15 protein-coding genes are annotated in these 14,458 nt (G+C 69.7%); 11 read left to right on the forward strand and 4 right to left on the reverse strand.

Annotated elements, in window-relative coordinates:
- The first annotated feature begins 196 nt into the window (after positions 1-196).
- The 7 genes from ahpC (at position 197) to HDC36_RS13270 (ending at position 6,935) form a co-directional block, all read left to right on the forward strand.
- Positions 197-760 carry an alkyl hydroperoxide reductase subunit C gene (gene ahpC / locus HDC36_RS13240; protein WP_039007575.1) on the forward strand — a complete coding sequence of 188 codons (564 nt, stop codon included), beginning with the start codon at positions 197-199 and terminating at the stop codon, positions 758-760.
- 202 nt (positions 761-962) lie between these two features.
- Positions 963-2,552, forward strand: coding sequence for an alkyl hydroperoxide reductase subunit F (gene ahpF, locus HDC36_RS13245; RefSeq protein ID WP_179568188.1), 1,590 nt, complete (start codon positions 963-965; stop codon positions 2,550-2,552).
- 100 nt (positions 2,553-2,652) lie between these two features.
- Positions 2,653-3,618 (forward strand): LysR substrate-binding domain-containing protein, encoded by a 966-nt coding sequence (locus tag HDC36_RS13250; RefSeq protein ID WP_179568190.1) that lies wholly within the window; start codon positions 2,653-2,655, stop codon positions 3,616-3,618.
- Between the two features lie 103 nt (positions 3,619-3,721).
- Complete coding sequence (locus HDC36_RS13255; protein WP_179568192.1) at positions 3,722-4,516, forward strand: tetraspanin family protein; 795 nt, start codon at positions 3,722-3,724, stop codon at positions 4,514-4,516.
- Positions 4,517-4,614: 98 nt separating this feature from the next.
- Positions 4,615-5,043 (forward strand): nucleoside diphosphate kinase regulator, encoded by a 429-nt coding sequence (gene rnk / locus HDC36_RS13260; RefSeq protein ID WP_179568194.1) that lies wholly within the window; start codon positions 4,615-4,617, stop codon positions 5,041-5,043.
- A 47-nt stretch (positions 5,044-5,090) separates the two neighbouring features.
- Entirely contained in the window at positions 5,091-6,056 is a 966-nt protein-coding gene (gene tal, locus HDC36_RS13265; RefSeq protein ID WP_179568196.1) for a transaldolase, read from the forward strand.
- A 309-nt stretch (positions 6,057-6,365) separates the two neighbouring features.
- On the forward strand, positions 6,366-6,935 hold the full coding sequence (locus HDC36_RS13270) for a type 1 glutamine amidotransferase family protein (protein ID WP_179568198.1): 570 nt from the start codon (positions 6,366-6,368) through the stop codon (positions 6,933-6,935).
- A gap of 69 nt (positions 6,936-7,004) precedes the next feature.
- On the opposite strand, the gene msrA is transcribed toward HDC36_RS13270, so the two are convergent.
- Together msrA and HDC36_RS13280 are read right to left on the reverse strand one after the other, a co-directional pair.
- Positions 7,005-7,655, reverse strand: a complete 651-nt coding sequence (gene msrA / locus HDC36_RS13275) for a peptide-methionine (S)-S-oxide reductase MsrA (protein ID WP_179568200.1) — start codon at positions 7,653-7,655, stop codon at positions 7,005-7,007.
- A gap of 126 nt (positions 7,656-7,781) precedes the next feature.
- A complete protein-coding gene (locus HDC36_RS13280) occupies positions 7,782-8,297 on the reverse strand; it encodes an SgcJ/EcaC family oxidoreductase (RefSeq protein WP_179568209.1) in 516 nt (171 codons plus the stop codon).
- Positions 8,298-8,424: 127 nt separating this feature from the next.
- Here HDC36_RS13280 and HDC36_RS13285 point away from each other — a divergent pair, with 127 nt between their 5' ends.
- From HDC36_RS13285 to HDC36_RS13295, 3 genes are read left to right on the forward strand one after another with little or no spacing between them, the layout of a single operon-like run.
- Positions 8,425-9,123 (forward strand): LuxR C-terminal-related transcriptional regulator, encoded by a 699-nt coding sequence (locus HDC36_RS13285; RefSeq protein ID WP_179568211.1) that lies wholly within the window; start codon positions 8,425-8,427, stop codon positions 9,121-9,123.
- Positions 9,120-11,030, forward strand: a complete 1,911-nt coding sequence (locus HDC36_RS13290; protein WP_179568213.1) for an ATP-binding protein — start codon at positions 9,120-9,122, stop codon at positions 11,028-11,030. The genes HDC36_RS13285 and HDC36_RS13290 overlap by 4 nt, the downstream gene beginning before the upstream one ends.
- Positions 11,027-11,488 carry a response regulator gene (locus HDC36_RS13295; protein WP_179568215.1) on the forward strand — a complete coding sequence of 154 codons (462 nt, stop codon included), beginning with the start codon at positions 11,027-11,029 and terminating at the stop codon, positions 11,486-11,488. The genes HDC36_RS13290 and HDC36_RS13295 overlap by 4 nt, the downstream gene beginning before the upstream one ends.
- Positions 11,489-11,584: 96 nt before the next feature.
- Here the strand turns inward: HDC36_RS13295 and HDC36_RS13300 are convergent, their stop codons facing one another.
- Together HDC36_RS13300 and HDC36_RS13305 are read right to left on the reverse strand one after the other, a co-directional pair.
- The gene (locus HDC36_RS13300; protein WP_010340670.1) at positions 11,585-11,812 is read right to left on the reverse strand and encodes a DUF2007 domain-containing protein; all 228 of its coding nucleotides are present in this window, start codon (positions 11,810-11,812) and stop codon (positions 11,585-11,587) included.
- Between the two features lie 9 nt (positions 11,813-11,821).
- Positions 11,822-12,463: a glutathione S-transferase family protein gene (locus tag HDC36_RS13305; RefSeq protein WP_179568217.1), complete on the reverse strand. Its 642-nt coding sequence runs from the start codon at positions 12,461-12,463 to the stop codon at positions 11,822-11,824.
- A gap of 98 nt (positions 12,464-12,561) precedes the next feature.
- Between HDC36_RS13305 and HDC36_RS13310 the strand changes: the two genes are divergently transcribed.
- Entirely contained in the window at positions 12,562-14,316 is a 1,755-nt protein-coding gene (locus HDC36_RS13310) for a glutamine--tRNA ligase/YqeY domain fusion protein (protein ID WP_179568219.1), read from the forward strand.
- Positions 14,317-14,458: the final 142 nt, after the last annotated feature.

Raw genomic sequence — 14,458 nt, forward strand, 5'->3', positions numbered from 1 at the left:
CGGCCTGGAAAAGCCAACGTGGTAGAACCATTGAACGGTGTGCGTCCACCGCAGCGCAGCAAAGAGCCAGGCTTGAACAGCAATAGGCAAAACCTATCTATTCAATTCCATCAATCGATTTGAGATATCTATCGACCCCTCCTATGATGAGCCTCGTTCTATCCCCCGTTCCCCTTCGCAACCACGAGGAAACTCCATGTCTCTGATCAACACCCAGGTCCAGCCGTTCAAGGCCAACGCTTACAAGAACGGCGAATTCATCGAAGTCACCGACGCGGACCTGAAGGGCAAGTGGTCGGTGCTGATCTTCATGCCGGCCGCCTTCACCTTCAACTGCCCCACCGAAGTGGAAGACGCCGCCGACAATTACGCCGAGTTCCAGAAGATCGGCGCCGAGGTCTACATCGTCACCACCGACACCCATTTCTCGCACAAGGTGTGGCACGAGACCTCGCCGGCCGTCGGCAAGGCGCAGTTCCCGCTGGTCGGCGACCCGACCCATCAGCTGACCCGCGCGTTCGGCGTGCACATCGACGAGGAAGGCCTGGCCCTGCGCGGCACCTTCGTGATCAACCCGGAAGGCGTGATCAAGACGCTGGAAATCCACGACAACGCGATCGCCCGCGACGTCACCGAGACCCTGCGCAAGCTCAAGGCCGCGCAGTTCGTCGCCTCGCATCCGGGCGAAGTGTGCCCGGCCAAGTGGAAGGAAGGCGAAAAGACCCTGAAGCCGTCGCTGGACCTGGTCGGCAAGATCTAAGCCGCGCCCCACTCCCATCTCCGCCGTTTCGGCGGGGGTGGGGGTGAACCGCAGCCCGCGTCGCGGTCGGTACGCCCGCCTCACGCCAGCCACCGGCAGCGCGCGCCGGCTGCGGTTCACCCCTCCTCCCAATTCTCTACGGCGCTCTGCCCCCGCGGCAGCAACGCCTTCCCCTCGCTTTGCCCATCGTCAGGAGTCCGCCATGTTGGATGCCGATCTGAAAACCCAGTTGAAGGCTTACCTGGAGCGGGTCGTTCGGCCCATCCACATCACCGCGTCGGTGGACGACGGCGCCAAGTCGCGCGAGATGCTCGACCTGCTCGAGGACCTGGTGCTGCTGTCGGACCAGATCAGCCTGGACGTGCACCGCGACAGCGCCGAGCGCACCCCGTCGTTCGCGCTGGGCAGCCCCGGCCACGACATCCACCTGCGCTTCGCCGGGCTGCCGCTGGGCCACGAGTTCACCTCGCTGGTGCTGGCGCTGCTGCAGGTCGGCGGGCATCCGTCCAAGGCCACCGCCGAGGTCATCGAGCAGGTGCGCAACCTGCCCGGCGAGTACGTGTTCGAGACCTATTTCTCGCTGTCCTGCCAGAACTGCCCGGACGTGGTGCAGGCGCTGAACCTGGCCGCGGTGCTGAACCCGAACATCAAGCACGTGGCGATCGACGGCGCGCTGTTCCAGGACGAGGTGGAGGCGCGGCAGATCATGTCGGTGCCCACCGTGTACCTCAACGGCGAAGTGTTCGACCAGGGCCGCATGAGCCTGGAGCAGATCGTGGCCAAGCTCGATACCGGCGCGGCCAAGCGCGACGCGGCCAACATCGCGGCCAAGGCGCCGTTCGACGTGCTGGTGATCGGCGGCGGCCCGGCCGGCGCGGCGGCGGCGATCTATGCGGCGCGCAAGGGCATCCGCACCGGCGTGGCGGCCGAGCGCTTCGGCGGCCAGGTGCTGGACACCATGGCGATCGAGAACTTCATTTCGGTGCAGGAGACCGAAGGCCCGAAGATGGCCGCGGCGCTGGAGCAGCACGTGCGCCAGTACGACGTGGACATCATGAACCTGCAGCGCGCCGAGCAGCTGATTTCGGCCGGCGCCGACGGCCTGGTCGAGATCAGGCTGGCCAACGGCGCGTCGCTGAAGAGCCGCAGCGTGATCCTGTCCACCGGCGCGCGCTGGCGGCAGATGAACGTGCCCGGCGAGGACCAGTACCGCAACAAGGGCGTGGCCTATTGCCCGCACTGCGACGGCCCGCTGTTCAAGGGCAAGCGCGTGGCGGTGATCGGCGGCGGCAACTCCGGCGTGGAGGCGGCGATCGACCTGGCCGGCATCGTCAGCCACGTCACCCTGGTCGAGTTCGACGCCAAGCTGCGCGCCGACGAAGTCCTGCAGCGCAAGCTGCGCAGCCTGGGCAACGTGGACATCCTCGTCAACGCGCAGAGCACCGAGGTGCTGGGCGACGGCAGCAAGGTCACCGGACTGGTCTACAAGGACCGCGTCGGCGGCGACGTCCACCGCGTGGCGCTGGAAGGCATCTTCGTGCAGATCGGCCTGCTGCCCAACACCGAATGGCTGCAGGGCACAGTGGCGCTGTCGCCGCGCGGCGAGATCGTCGTCGACGACCGCGGCCAGACCTCGCTGCCCGGCGTGTTCGCCGCCGGCGACGCCACCACGGTGCCGTACAAGCAGATCATCATCGCCATGGGCGAAGGCTCCAAAGCGGCGCTGAGCGCGTTCGACCATCTGATCCGCAGCAGCGCGCCGGTCAGCAGCGCGGTCGCCGAAGCGGCCTGATGCGCGACCGCCCCGCGCCGCGACCCGGCGCGGGGCCTATGCTGTCCCGGGGGGCGACTGGCCCCACGCCGCGCCGAACGCACCGCCAAGGAACCTGCCGATGAACCTGCGTGATCTGAAATACCTGGTGGCGCTGGCCGATCACAAGCATTTCGGGCGCGCCGCGGCGGCCTGTTTCGTCAGCCAGCCGACGCTGTCCACGCAGATCAAGAAGCTCGAGGACGAACTGGGCGTGCCGCTGGTCGAGCGCGCGCCGCGCAAGGTCATGCTGACCCCGGCCGGGCGCGAGGCGGCCAGCCGCGCGCGCGGCATCGTCGCCGAGATCGAGCAGATGAAGGAGGCGGCGCGGCGCAGCCAGGACCCGGAAGCGGGCACGGTGCGCCTGGGCATCTTCCCGACGCTGGGCCCGTACCTGCTGCCGCACGTGATCCCGGGCATCCGCGAGCGCTTCCCGCAACTGGAACTGCTGCTGATCGAGGAAAAGAGCGACGTGCTGCTGACCCGATTGCGCGAAGGCCGGCTGGATGCGGCGCTGCTCGCGCTGCCGCTGCACGACGACCAACTGCATACCGAATTCCTGTTCGAGGAACCGTTCGTGCTGGCGGTGCCGGATAGCCATCCGCTGGCCAAGCGCGATTCGTTGAGCCTGAGCGAACTGCACCAGCAACGACTGCTGCTGCTGGAGGACGGCCATTGCCTGCGCGAGCAGGCCTTGGACGTCTGTCACCTGTCCGGTGCGCTGGAAAAGGCCGAATTCCAGGCCACCAGCCTGGAAACGCTGCGGCAGATGGTGGCCGCCAATGTCGGCGTGACCCTGCTGCCCTTGCTGGCGGTGCAGCCGCCGGTGACCAACTCGTCCAATATCCACCTGCTGCGCTTCGACGATGCCTCCGGCCCGAGCCGGCGCATCGCGATGCTGTGGCGCCGCAGCTCGGCGATGAGCGATTTCCTGGAGCAGTTGGCGCAACTGTTCAAGGCGCTGCCCGAGGCGCTGCTGTCGGCCAAGGCCGCACCTTCGGCGCTCGCCCCGACGGCCGCCGCGCTGCCCCGCGCCGCGACGCTCTGAGCACGGCACCGCGCCATTGGCGCAAGGCGCGCGGGCGACGCTAACGCCCGGTTTACGGCCGACGGTGCGACAATCCCGCGATTACCTGTGTAGAGGAATGCGGATGACGTCTATTGGAACCGTGCTCGGCCGCCATCGCAACAATGCGACGCTGTCGATCCTGGTCATGCTGTTCGGCGTGGCGTTGCTGGCCTGCGGCGTGCTGCTGTTCGCGGTGCGCGACAAGGTCGCGCCGGAAGCGGCGCAGACGCTGCAATGGATCATGCTCGGCCTGGCCGTGGTCGGCGTGTTGACCCTCCTGCTGGGCTGGGCGATCCGTCGCGGCGGCTGGGAACAGGGCGAGCTGGGCGTGCGCCAGTTCCCCGAGCACAGCGACGGCACCTATCTCTATCGCGACATCGTCGAGACCTGCCAGTTCTACCGTGCCGGCCTGTCGGTCAACCTGGGCTGGCGGCGCGAAGGCCAGGAACAGTGGCAGGCCGCCAACGGCAACATCGGCGGCTACTACAAGTTCCTCGACCGCTTCATGCACGGCTACCTGCAGGCGCGCGTGCCGGTGCTGATGGCCAAACTCGATGCCGGGCAGACGCTGAGTTTCCGCATGGTCACCACCGCCGGCGCGATCCGCCGCGAATTCGCGGTCAACATGAAGGGCTTCACCCGCGGTCCGCTCGAAACGGTGCAGCTGAGCCGCGAGCGCATCGCCTTCGCCGGCAACGAGGTCCGCATCGACGACATCGTCGGCATGGACGTGTCGGCGTGGACCTCGCGCCTGCAGTTCCAGTTGCGCGGCGGCAGCAAGGTCAGCGTCAGCTACACCGCCCTGTTCGACGGCCCGCTGCTGCTGGCGTTGCTGGAGCAACTGCTGCCCACGCAACCGCACGTTACTGCTGTCTGAGCGCGGCCATCGGCCCTGCGGCCGATGCCACGCGGCAGCCAGCGCCATCCGGGCGGCGCCTCGCAGCGCCGCCTTTTTCATGACCCAAGGAGTTTGCCATGTCCTCTCAACCGCAAAGCGGCCTGCCCCCTTCACTGATCTTGTCCAGCCACGACCTGGCCCGTCTGGAGGCCTTGCTCGAATCCCCCGCATTGCAGCAGCACCCGGCCGCGCTCGCGCTGGGCGCAGAACTCGGCCGCGCCACGGTGGTGCCGCCCGAACAGATTCCCGCCGGCATCGTCGCCATGCACTCGCGCGTGGAATGCGAAGACGAACTGCACGGCGAACGCCACCAACTGACCCTGGTCTATCCGCACGAAGCCGATGCCGCGCAAGGCCGCATCTCGGTGCTGGCGCCGGTCGGCAGCGCCCTGCTCGGCCTGGCCGTGGGCCAGTCGATCGACTGGCAGGGCCCCGGCGGCCGTGCGCTGCGGCTGCGCGTGCTCGCGGTGCAGGCCGCAAGCGACTTCGCGCCTGCGGCGGGTTAACGTGCGCGGGTTTATCCTCCATTTCATCCGTCCGAGAGATACCGATGATGTCTTCCGCTCCTTCCAAACTGGCCCAGCTGCGCGAGTTGTCCGTGGTCGTGGCCGATACCGGCGACTACGATGCGATCAAGCGGCTCAAGCCGGTCGACTGCACCACCAACCCGACCCTGGTGAAGAAAGCCCTGGATTTGCCGGTCTACGCCGAGCTGATCGACGAGGCGCTCGCCTGGGCGCGCAGCCAGGACGGCGACCACGCCGCCCTGGTCGACGAGATCGCCGACCGCCTGACCATCGGCGTGGGCAGCAAGCTCAGCGCGCTGGTGCCCGGGCGGGTGTCCACCGAGGTGGACGCCGACCTGGCCCACGACACCGCCGCGACCATCGCCAAGGCGCACAAGTTCATCGCCATGTACGCCGAACGCGGCGTGCCCAAGGACAAGATCCTGATCAAGGTCGCCGCGACCTGGGAAGGCATCGAGGCCGCGCGCCAGCTGCAGAAGGACGGCATCGACTGCAACCTGACGCTGATCTTCAACCGCACCCAGGCACTGGCCTGCGCCGAGGCCGGCGTGTTCCTGATCTCGCCGTTCGTCGGTCGCATCCTGGACTGGTACGTGGCCAACGGGCAGACCCCGGCCAGCATCGACGACGACCCGGGCGTGCAGTTCGTGCGCGGCGTATATGCCGAGTTCAAGCGCCGCGGCTCGCAGACCGTGGTGATGGGCGCCTCGTTCCGTTCCACCGCGCAGATCGAGGCGCTGGCCGGCTGCGACCGCCTGACCATCTCGCCGGAGCTGCTGGAAAAGCTCGACGCCGACCATGGCGAGCTGCCGCGCAAGCTGTCGCCCGGCCAGGCCGACGGCGCGCAGATCGCACCGATCGATGCCAGGCAGTTCGCCACCGACCTGGCCGCCGATCCGATGGCGACCGAGAAGCTGGCCAGCGGCATCGACACCTTCGCCAAGGACCTGCAGGCGCTGCGCGACACGATCCGGCAGAAGCTGGCGGCCTGAGCGCAGCCTGCAACGGCACGACCTAGGAGCGGCGGCAACGCCGCTCTTTTTTCGCGGGGAATGGGAAAACGGGAATGGGGAATGGGCGAAGCGGGTCTCCGCTTTGCGTTCGATTCCCGATTCGCTGCGGACTCCATCGTAGTTGAGGCGCGATAGCCCGCTGCACACAGCGTGGATGCGGCAACACGGTCTGACGCCAAGGACACGCACAGACCCGATGCACGCGTGACAGCGGTCGTGCGGCATAGCGTTGGCGCCGCCGCAACTCTCCGCTCGCTATGCTGCCTACCTCACAGCGGAGGGACGGCAATGGCAACGATCGCGGTAGTGATGGTCGATGGCGTGGCGGACTGGGAGATCGGCACCGTCCTGCCGGCGGCGCGGGCCTGGTTCGGCGACGAGATCCGGGTCGCCAGCATCGACGGCAAACCGGTCACCTCGATCGGCGGACTGAACCTGCATCCGGAGTACGCGTTGTCGGACCTGGCGCCGCTGGAGGCAGATCTATGGCTGCTGCCGGGTAGCGATCGCTGGCAGGCCGGCGAGATTCCCGGACTCAGCGGCTTGCTGCAGCAACGCATCGACGCCGGCCGCGCGGTCGCGGCGATCTGCGGCGCCACCATCGCGCCGGCCTATGCCGGACTGCTGGATACGCGGGCGCATACCAGCAGTTCCGAGGCGTTCCTGCGCGAGCACGTGGGCGTCTATGCCGGCACCGCGCACTACCTCGAGCAGAAAGCGGTCAATGCGGGCGGGCTGATCACCGCACCCGGCACCAGCCCGGTCACTTTCGCGCTGGAGTGTCTGCGCCAACTGCATCCCGAGCGCGAAGAACAGATCGCGCAGATGCGGCAGATGTTCGCTGCCGAGTTCGTGTGACGCAGCGCGCGCCGGCCTGGACCCGGCTCACGCGACGACCGCGCAGCGCGTGGGCGCTGCGCGGCCGGTTCAGGCCTCCAGGCCGAGCGAGCAGCTGACCCCCGTACCGCCCAATCCGCAGTAACCGCCCGGGTTCTTTGCCAGGTATTGCTGGTGCTCGTCCTCGGCGTAGTAGAACGGCGGCGCCGGGAACAGGATCTCGGTGGTGATCTCGCCGTAGCCGGCCGCGCGCAGGCGCTGCTGATAGGCGTCGCGGCTGGCGATGGCCGCGTCGTACTGCGCCTGCGTGCTGCAGTAGATCGCCGAGCGGTACTGGGTGCCGGTGTCGTTGCCCTGGCGCATGCCCTGGGTCGGATCGTGGCTCTCCCAGAAAGTCTGCAGCAACTGCTCGAAGCGCAGCGCCTGCGGGTCGAACACCACCAGCACCGCCTCGGTGTGGCCGGTCTGGCCGGAGCACACTTCCCGGTAGGTGGCGTTGGGCGTCTGCCCGCCGGCGTAGCCGACCGCGGTGCTGAACACACCCGGCAGCGACCAGAACTTGCGCTCGGCGCCCCAGAAGCAGCCCAGGCCGAACTGCACCTGTTGCAGGCCGGCGAACGCGTCGAGCAGCGGGTGGCCATTGACGAAGTGGCGGTTGTGCAGCGGCAGCGGCTCCGCGCGGCCGGGCAGGCTTTCGCCCGGGCGCGGCAGGCGCTGCTTGAAGGCACCGATTCCCAACATGGCGCGGACTCCTGGCATCGAAAGGGATGCCTCCTGGATGGCGCTGCCGGCACCGGCTTTCAAGGTGCGTGCGGCGCCCTTCCGTGGCGGTGGGCCGCCACGGGCCCACGCCACGCGTCCGCCAGGTCAGTGCGCCGCGGTCCTGCTGCCGCCGTCCGCCAGTTCCGGCATCGCCGAGCTGTGGTGGTTGATGATCAGCCAGCGGCCGTCGCGCTTCTCGTAGACGAAGGTGTAGCGCGCCTGCACCTGGCGGGTGCTGCCGTCCGGATTGGTCAGGGTGAAGGTGTAGACGCCGGCATCGACCGCGCTGTCGTCGTCGAGCAGCCGCACCTGGCGGTAGTTGATGACGCCGCGCGGCTTGGCCGCCAGGAAGTGGTCGAAGTAGTCCTTGATCTCGGCGCGGCTGGCGCGGACCTGGTTGGACACGGTCGGCAGCAGCACGCCGTCGCGGGCATACAGGTCGGCGACGCGGTCGGCGTTGCCGGTGGCCAGCGCCGCGTTCCAGCGGTCGAACAGGCCGGCGATCTCGCGCTCCTCGCCCGCCGCCGGCAGCGACGGCCGGGCGTCGTAGTGCATCGCCGGGGCTGCCAGCGCGGCGGTGGCGGACAGGCTCAGGACCAGGGTGAACAGGATGCGACGCATGGTGGATCTCCGCTGTGGATGAGGGAATGCCGTCTCGGGGCGAAGCCAGTATTGGCAGCGGTGGCTTGCGCAAAATCCGCTGGGCGGCATATCCTCGAATATGCCGATCGGCATAGTGGAGAGCGTCATGCAACCCCCTCTCAATGCGGGCCAGTGGCGGCAGGCGCTGCGCCGCGAAGCGGCCGACAGCGCGCGCTGGCAGGCGGTGGCCGACGCCGCCGACGCGGTGACTCGCGCCGCGGGCGCCGAGCAGGCCGGAGCGGAAGCGCTGCGTCTGGCGCGCGAGCTGCTGGATGCGCCGCACGCCGCGGTGCTGGCGCTGCGCGGTAGCCGCAGCCTGGTGCTGGCCAGCCATGGCGACGCGCTGCCGCCCGGCGCCAGCGTCGCCACCGATGGCCCTGCCCTGTCCTGGCGCCTGGCCGCGCGCGCGGGCGACGCGGCCGAGCTGTGCGTGCCGATCGCCGCGCTGGGCGCCACGCTGGGCACGCTATGCCTGGGCTGGAACGCGCGCATGGCGCCGGCACCGGGCGACGTGCAGGCGATCGCGACCATCGCCGCGCTGCTGGCGCCGGCGGTGGCCGAACCGGCGCGCGCGCCGCGGCGCCGCAAGCCGGCGCAACCGGACCGGCTCGGCGCGCTCAGCGCGCGCGAACGGCAGGTGCTGGCGCTGCTGCCGCGCGGCCTGACCAATGCCGGGCTGGGCGCGGAACTGGGCATTTCCGCCGGCACCGCCAAGGTCCACGTGGAGCGCATCCTGCAGAAGCTGCAGGTGTCCGATCGCACCCAGGCGGCGGTGTATGCGGTGCAGGCGGGGATGGCGCTGTGAGCGCGGCCACGCTGCGCTGGAACGACTGGCCGCTGACCCGCAAGAGCCTGGCGGTGGTCGCGCTGCCGCTGTTGCTGCTGCTGGCGGCATTGGTGGCGATCTACAGCGTGGAACGGCAGAACATCGCCGCCGAGAACGACGTGCGCCAGACCCTGGAAGTGCTCAGCGACCTGTACGAGGCGCACGCGCTGCTGGCCGAGACCGCGGCCGGCGTGCGCGGCTACCGGCTGGTGCGGCAGGACGCGTTCCTGACCCCGTACCGCGACGCCGAGCCGCGCCTGCAGACCGTGGTGCAGCGCCTGGCGCAGCGCATCACCGATCCGCGGCAGGCGCAGCGCTTCGCGCGCATCCAGCCGCTGTTCGCGGAGAAGATGCAGGGCTGGCGCCGGCTGCTGGCGCCGGACCTGAGCCGCGAGGAAGAGATCCGCCAGCTCAGCGAAGGCAAGGTCAAGCTCGACATCCTGCGCGCCGAACTGCGCGAGCTGCGCAACTACGAGACCGCGCAGTTGCAGGTCCGCACCGCCAAGGCGCAGGCGCTGCGCCAGCGCAACCTGCTGATCACCCTGTGCGCGGCGATGCTCGGCGGACTCGGCGCGGTGTTCGCGGTGGCCTGGTTCGCTTCCTCGCTGTCGCGGCGGCTGCGCGTGCTCTCCGCCAATGCCGACCGCCTGGGCGAAGGCCTGCCGCTGGCGCCGCAACTGCGCACCGGCGACGAACTGGGCCAGGTCGCGCAACGCCTGGACCAGGCCAGCACCCTGCTCGCCGCACGCGCCGCCGAAGCGCAGTCGGCGCGGCGCGAGGCCGAGGCGGCCAACCGCGCCAAGACCGAGTTCCTGTCGCGCAGCAGCCACGAGCTGCGCACCCCGCTCAACGCCATCCTCGGCTATGCGCAGGTGCTGGAGATGGACCTGCCCGGCGCCGCGCAGCGCGGCCAGCTGCAGCACATCCTCGGCGCCGGGCGGCACCTGCTCGGGCTGATCACCGAGCTGCTGGACATCGCCCGCATCGAGGCCGACCAGCTCGATCTGAGCCCGCAGCCGGTCCCGGTGCGCGCGGCGATCGAGGAAGCGCTGGGCCTGGTCGCGCCCGAGGCGAAGACCCGCGGCATCGCCCTGCAGCCGCTGCAGGTCCCGCCCGCCCGGACCGTGCGCGCCGATCCGCAGCGCCTGCGCCAGGTGCTGATCAACCTGCTGTCGAACGCGATCAAGTTCAACCGCCCCGGCGGCGCGGTGCGGGTGAGCGCCGAGCAGCAGGGCGAGTTCCTGTGCATCGCCGTGCACGACCAGGGCCACGGCCTGTCGGCCGAGCAGGTGCAGCGCCTGTTCACCCCGTTCGAGCGGCTCGGCGCGGAGCGCTCGGCGATCGAAGGCACCGGCCTGGGCCTGGCGTTGAGCAAGCGCCTGACCGAAGCGATGGGCGGGCGCATCGTGGTGGAAAGCAGCCCGGAGGGTTCGCGGTTCTGGATCGCGCTGCCGCTGGACCGGCCCGCCGACGCGCCGGCACCGCACCCGGCGATCGCCGCGACCGCGGCCGGCGATGGCCAGCGCAGCGTGCTCAGCGTCGAGGACAATCCCTCCAACCAGGCACTGATCCGCACCCTGGCCGAGCGCCGACCGCACTGGCGCCTGCACGAGGCGGCGACGCTGGCGCAGGCGCGCGCGCAGTTGCAACAGGCCCGCCCCGACCTGATCCTGCTCGACCTGCACCTGAGCGACGGCAACGGCGAGGACCTGCTGCGGCAACTGCGCGCGCAGCCGCACACCGCGGCGATCCCGGTGGTGGTGGTCAGCGCCGACGCGACGCCCGCCACGCTGGCGCGGGTGCAGGGCGACAACGTGCGCGCCTACCTGACCAAGCCGCTGGACGTGGCCGAATTCTTCACCGTTCTGGACCGACACCTCGCATGACCCGCAACGATGTCCTCGCCTCGCGCATCCTGATCGTCGACGACGAACCGGCCAACGTCCGCCTGCTCGAAGACCTGCTGCAGCGCGAAGGCTTCCAGCAGGTGGTGGCGACCACCGATCCGCAACGCGTGCTGGGCCTGGTCTCGGCGTTCGCGCCGGACCTGATCCTGCTCGACCTGATGATGCCGGAGCTGGACGGCTACGCGATCCTGGAACAGCTGTCGCGGCTGGCCGGCGCGTCCAGCTTCCTGCCGGTGATCGTGCTCACCGCCGACCCCAGCCGCAGCGCGCGCCACCGCGCGCTCGGCCTGGGCGCCAAGGACTTCCTGACCAAGCCGCTGGACACCTTCGAAGTCGCGCTGCGGGTCTGGAACGTGGCCGAGACCACCGTGCTGTTCAAGCGCCTGCGCGCCCTGGCCGATCCGGAAGCCGCACCGCCAGGCTGGCGCGCCGATTGAGGGCCGGGATTGGGGATTCGGGATTGGGGATTCGAAAAAGCGGGCCTGCGGCTCTTGCGAATCCCCAATCCCGAATCCCCAATCCCGGCCCCAAACCTACATCGCCCGCGTGACCTGGCCGCCCAGGCCCAGTGCCGTGAGCACTTCCTGCGCCTTCTCCAGCAGTTCGTCGGCCACGCAGACCTGCACCACGCCGAACGGCAGTTCGCCGGCGCCGCCGAGCAGCGCCTCGCCGAACACGAACGCGGTGATGCCGGCATCCTCCAGCGCGTGCTTGGCCAGGTGCGCATCGATCAGGTGCTGGGCACGATAGGCGATCTGCATGGCCCGCCCTCAGCCGCGCACGGCGACTTCGGCGGCCGCGCCGGCGCGCCATTCGCGCATCGCCGGCAAGGCCTCCAGCGCCGCCATGTACTGCGCGGCCTGCGCCGGCACCGCCACCCCGTAGCCGGCGAAACGCACCGCCACCGGCGCAAACATCGCATCGACGATGCCGAAGTCGCCGCACAGGAACGCCCCGCCGCCGCCGTGGGTCTCGCGCAGCATCGCCCACAGCTGCACGATGCGCGCGATATCGGCCCGCGCCTCGGCGTCCCAGTGCTCGCCGTCGGGCTGGCGGCAGGCCTGCATCGGCAGCTGCCGGCGCAGCGCCAGGAACCCGGAATGCATCTCGCAGGCCGCCGCCCGCGCCTGCGCGCGCACCTCCAGCGCCGCCGGCCAGCCGCGGCCGCCCAGCCAGCGCTCGTTGGCGTACTCGCAGATCGCCAGCGAATCCCAGATCTGCAACTCGCCGTCCCACAGCGCCGGCACCCGCCCGGTCGGCGAGTAGGCGCCGATGCGCGCGGCGAACTCGGGCGTGTCCAGCGGCAGCGGCACTTCCTCGAACGGCACCGCGAAGTGCCGCAGCAGCAGCCACGGCCGCAGCGACCACGAGGACAGGTTCTTGTCGCCGATGACCAGACGGGGGAGCGGCATGGCGCGATCTCGGGGATGGACGGACCCGCAGCGTACGCGGCGGGGCGGCCAGCGGCCAGCTCGGCTAAACTTGCGCTTTACTTTCTGCTGAAGCGCGCATGTCCGAGACCCCCGCCACCGACGCCACCGCCCCGGCCGAGAAGAAAGACTTCATCCGCCAGATCGTCCGCGAGGACCTGGCCAGCGGCAAGCACGCGGCCATCCGCACCCGCTTCCCGCCCGAGCCCAACGGCTACCTGCACATCGGCCACGCCAAGGCGATCTGCCTGGATTTCGGCATCGCCGCCGAGTTCGCCGGGCGCTGCAACCTGCGCTTCGACGACACCAATCCGGCCAAGGAAGACCCCGAGTTCGTCGCCGCGATCCAGGACGACGTGCGCTGGCTGGGCTTCGACTGGGCCGAGTTGCGCCACGCTTCGGACTATTTCGAGGTGTACTACCTGGCTGCCGAGAAGCTGATCCGCGACGGCCACGCCTTCGTCTGCGACCTCTCCGCCGAGCAGGTGCGCGAATACCGCGGCACGCTCACCGAACCTGGCCGCAATTCGCCCTACCGCGAGCGCAGCGTCGAGGAGAACCTGGACCTGTTCCGGCGCATGCGCGCCGGCGAGTTCCCCGACGGCGCGCGCACCCTGCGCGCGAAGATCGACATGGCCAGCGGCAACATCAACCTGCGCGACCCGGCGCTGTACCGGATCAAGCACGTCGAGCACCAGAACACCGGCAACGCCTGGCCGATCTACCCCATGTACGACTTCGCGCACTCGCTGGGCGACGCGGTGGAAGGCATCACCCACTCGCTGTGCACGCTGGAATTCGAAGACCACCGCCCGCTGTACGACTGGTGCGTGGACAAGGTCGACCTGGCCGGCCATCCCGAGCTGCTGCAGCCGCTGCTGGACAAGGGCCTGCCGCGCGAGGCGGCCAAGCCGCGGCAGATCGAGTTCTCGCGCCTGAACATCAACTACACGGTGATGAGCAAGCGCAAGCTGACCCAGCTGGTGGCCGAGCAGTTGGTCGACGGCTGGGACGACCCGCGCATGTACACCCTGCAGGGCCTGCGCCGGCGCGGCTACACGCCGGCGGCGCTGCGCCTGCTGGTGGACCGGGTCGGCATCAGCAAGCAGAACTCGGTGATCGACTTCTCGGTGCTGGAAGGCTGCCTGCGCGAGGACCTGGATGCCGCCGCGCCGCGACGCATGGCGGTGATCGACCCGCTCAAGCTGGTGCTGGGCAATCTGCCGGAAGGCCACAGCGAGACGCTGAGCTTCTCCAACCATCCCAAGGACGAATCCTTCGGCACGCGCGAGGTGCCGTTCTCGCGCGAACTGTGGATCGAGCGCGAGGATTTCGCCGAAGTCCCGCCCAAGGGCTGGAAGCGGCTGGTGCCGGGCGGCGAAGTGCGCCTGCGCGGCGCCGGCATCGCCCGCGTCGACGAGGTGATCAAGAACGATGCCGGCGAGATCGTCGAGCTGCGCGGCTGGCTGGATCCGGAGTCGCGTCCCGGCATGGAAGGCGCCAACCGCAAGGTCAAGGGCACCATCCACTGGGTCAGCGCCGCGCATGCGCTGGAGGCCGAGATCCGCCTGTACGACCGCCTGTTCTCGGTGGAGAAGCCCGACGACGAATCCGACGGCAAGACCTACCGCGACCATCTGAACCCGGCGTCCAAGCGCAGCGTGCGCGGCTACGTGGAGCCGGCCGCCGCACAGGCCGCGCCGGAGCAGGCGTTCCAGTTCGAGCGCAGCGGCTACTTCGTCGCCGATCGCTACGACCACAGCGCGGCCACGCCGGTGTTCAACCGCAGCGTGACCCTGCGCGACACCTGGACCGGTGGCCAGGGCGCAGCCTGACCCGATCGCGCCGCGCCACCGGCGCGGTTTCCGGCATGCGCTGCCTGAGCGCATGCCGTGCCGCCACGGCGCAACGGCGCAACGGCGCAACGGTCGCCAGCGTCGCGCTTTCCAACGGCATTGCCGGCGCGTTAGCGTAGCG

Origin of the sequence: Xanthomonas sp. JAI131 (assembly GCF_013410075.1) — a bacterium.
GTDB lineage: Bacteria > Pseudomonadota > Gammaproteobacteria > Xanthomonadales > Xanthomonadaceae > Xanthomonas_A > Xanthomonas_A bonasiae.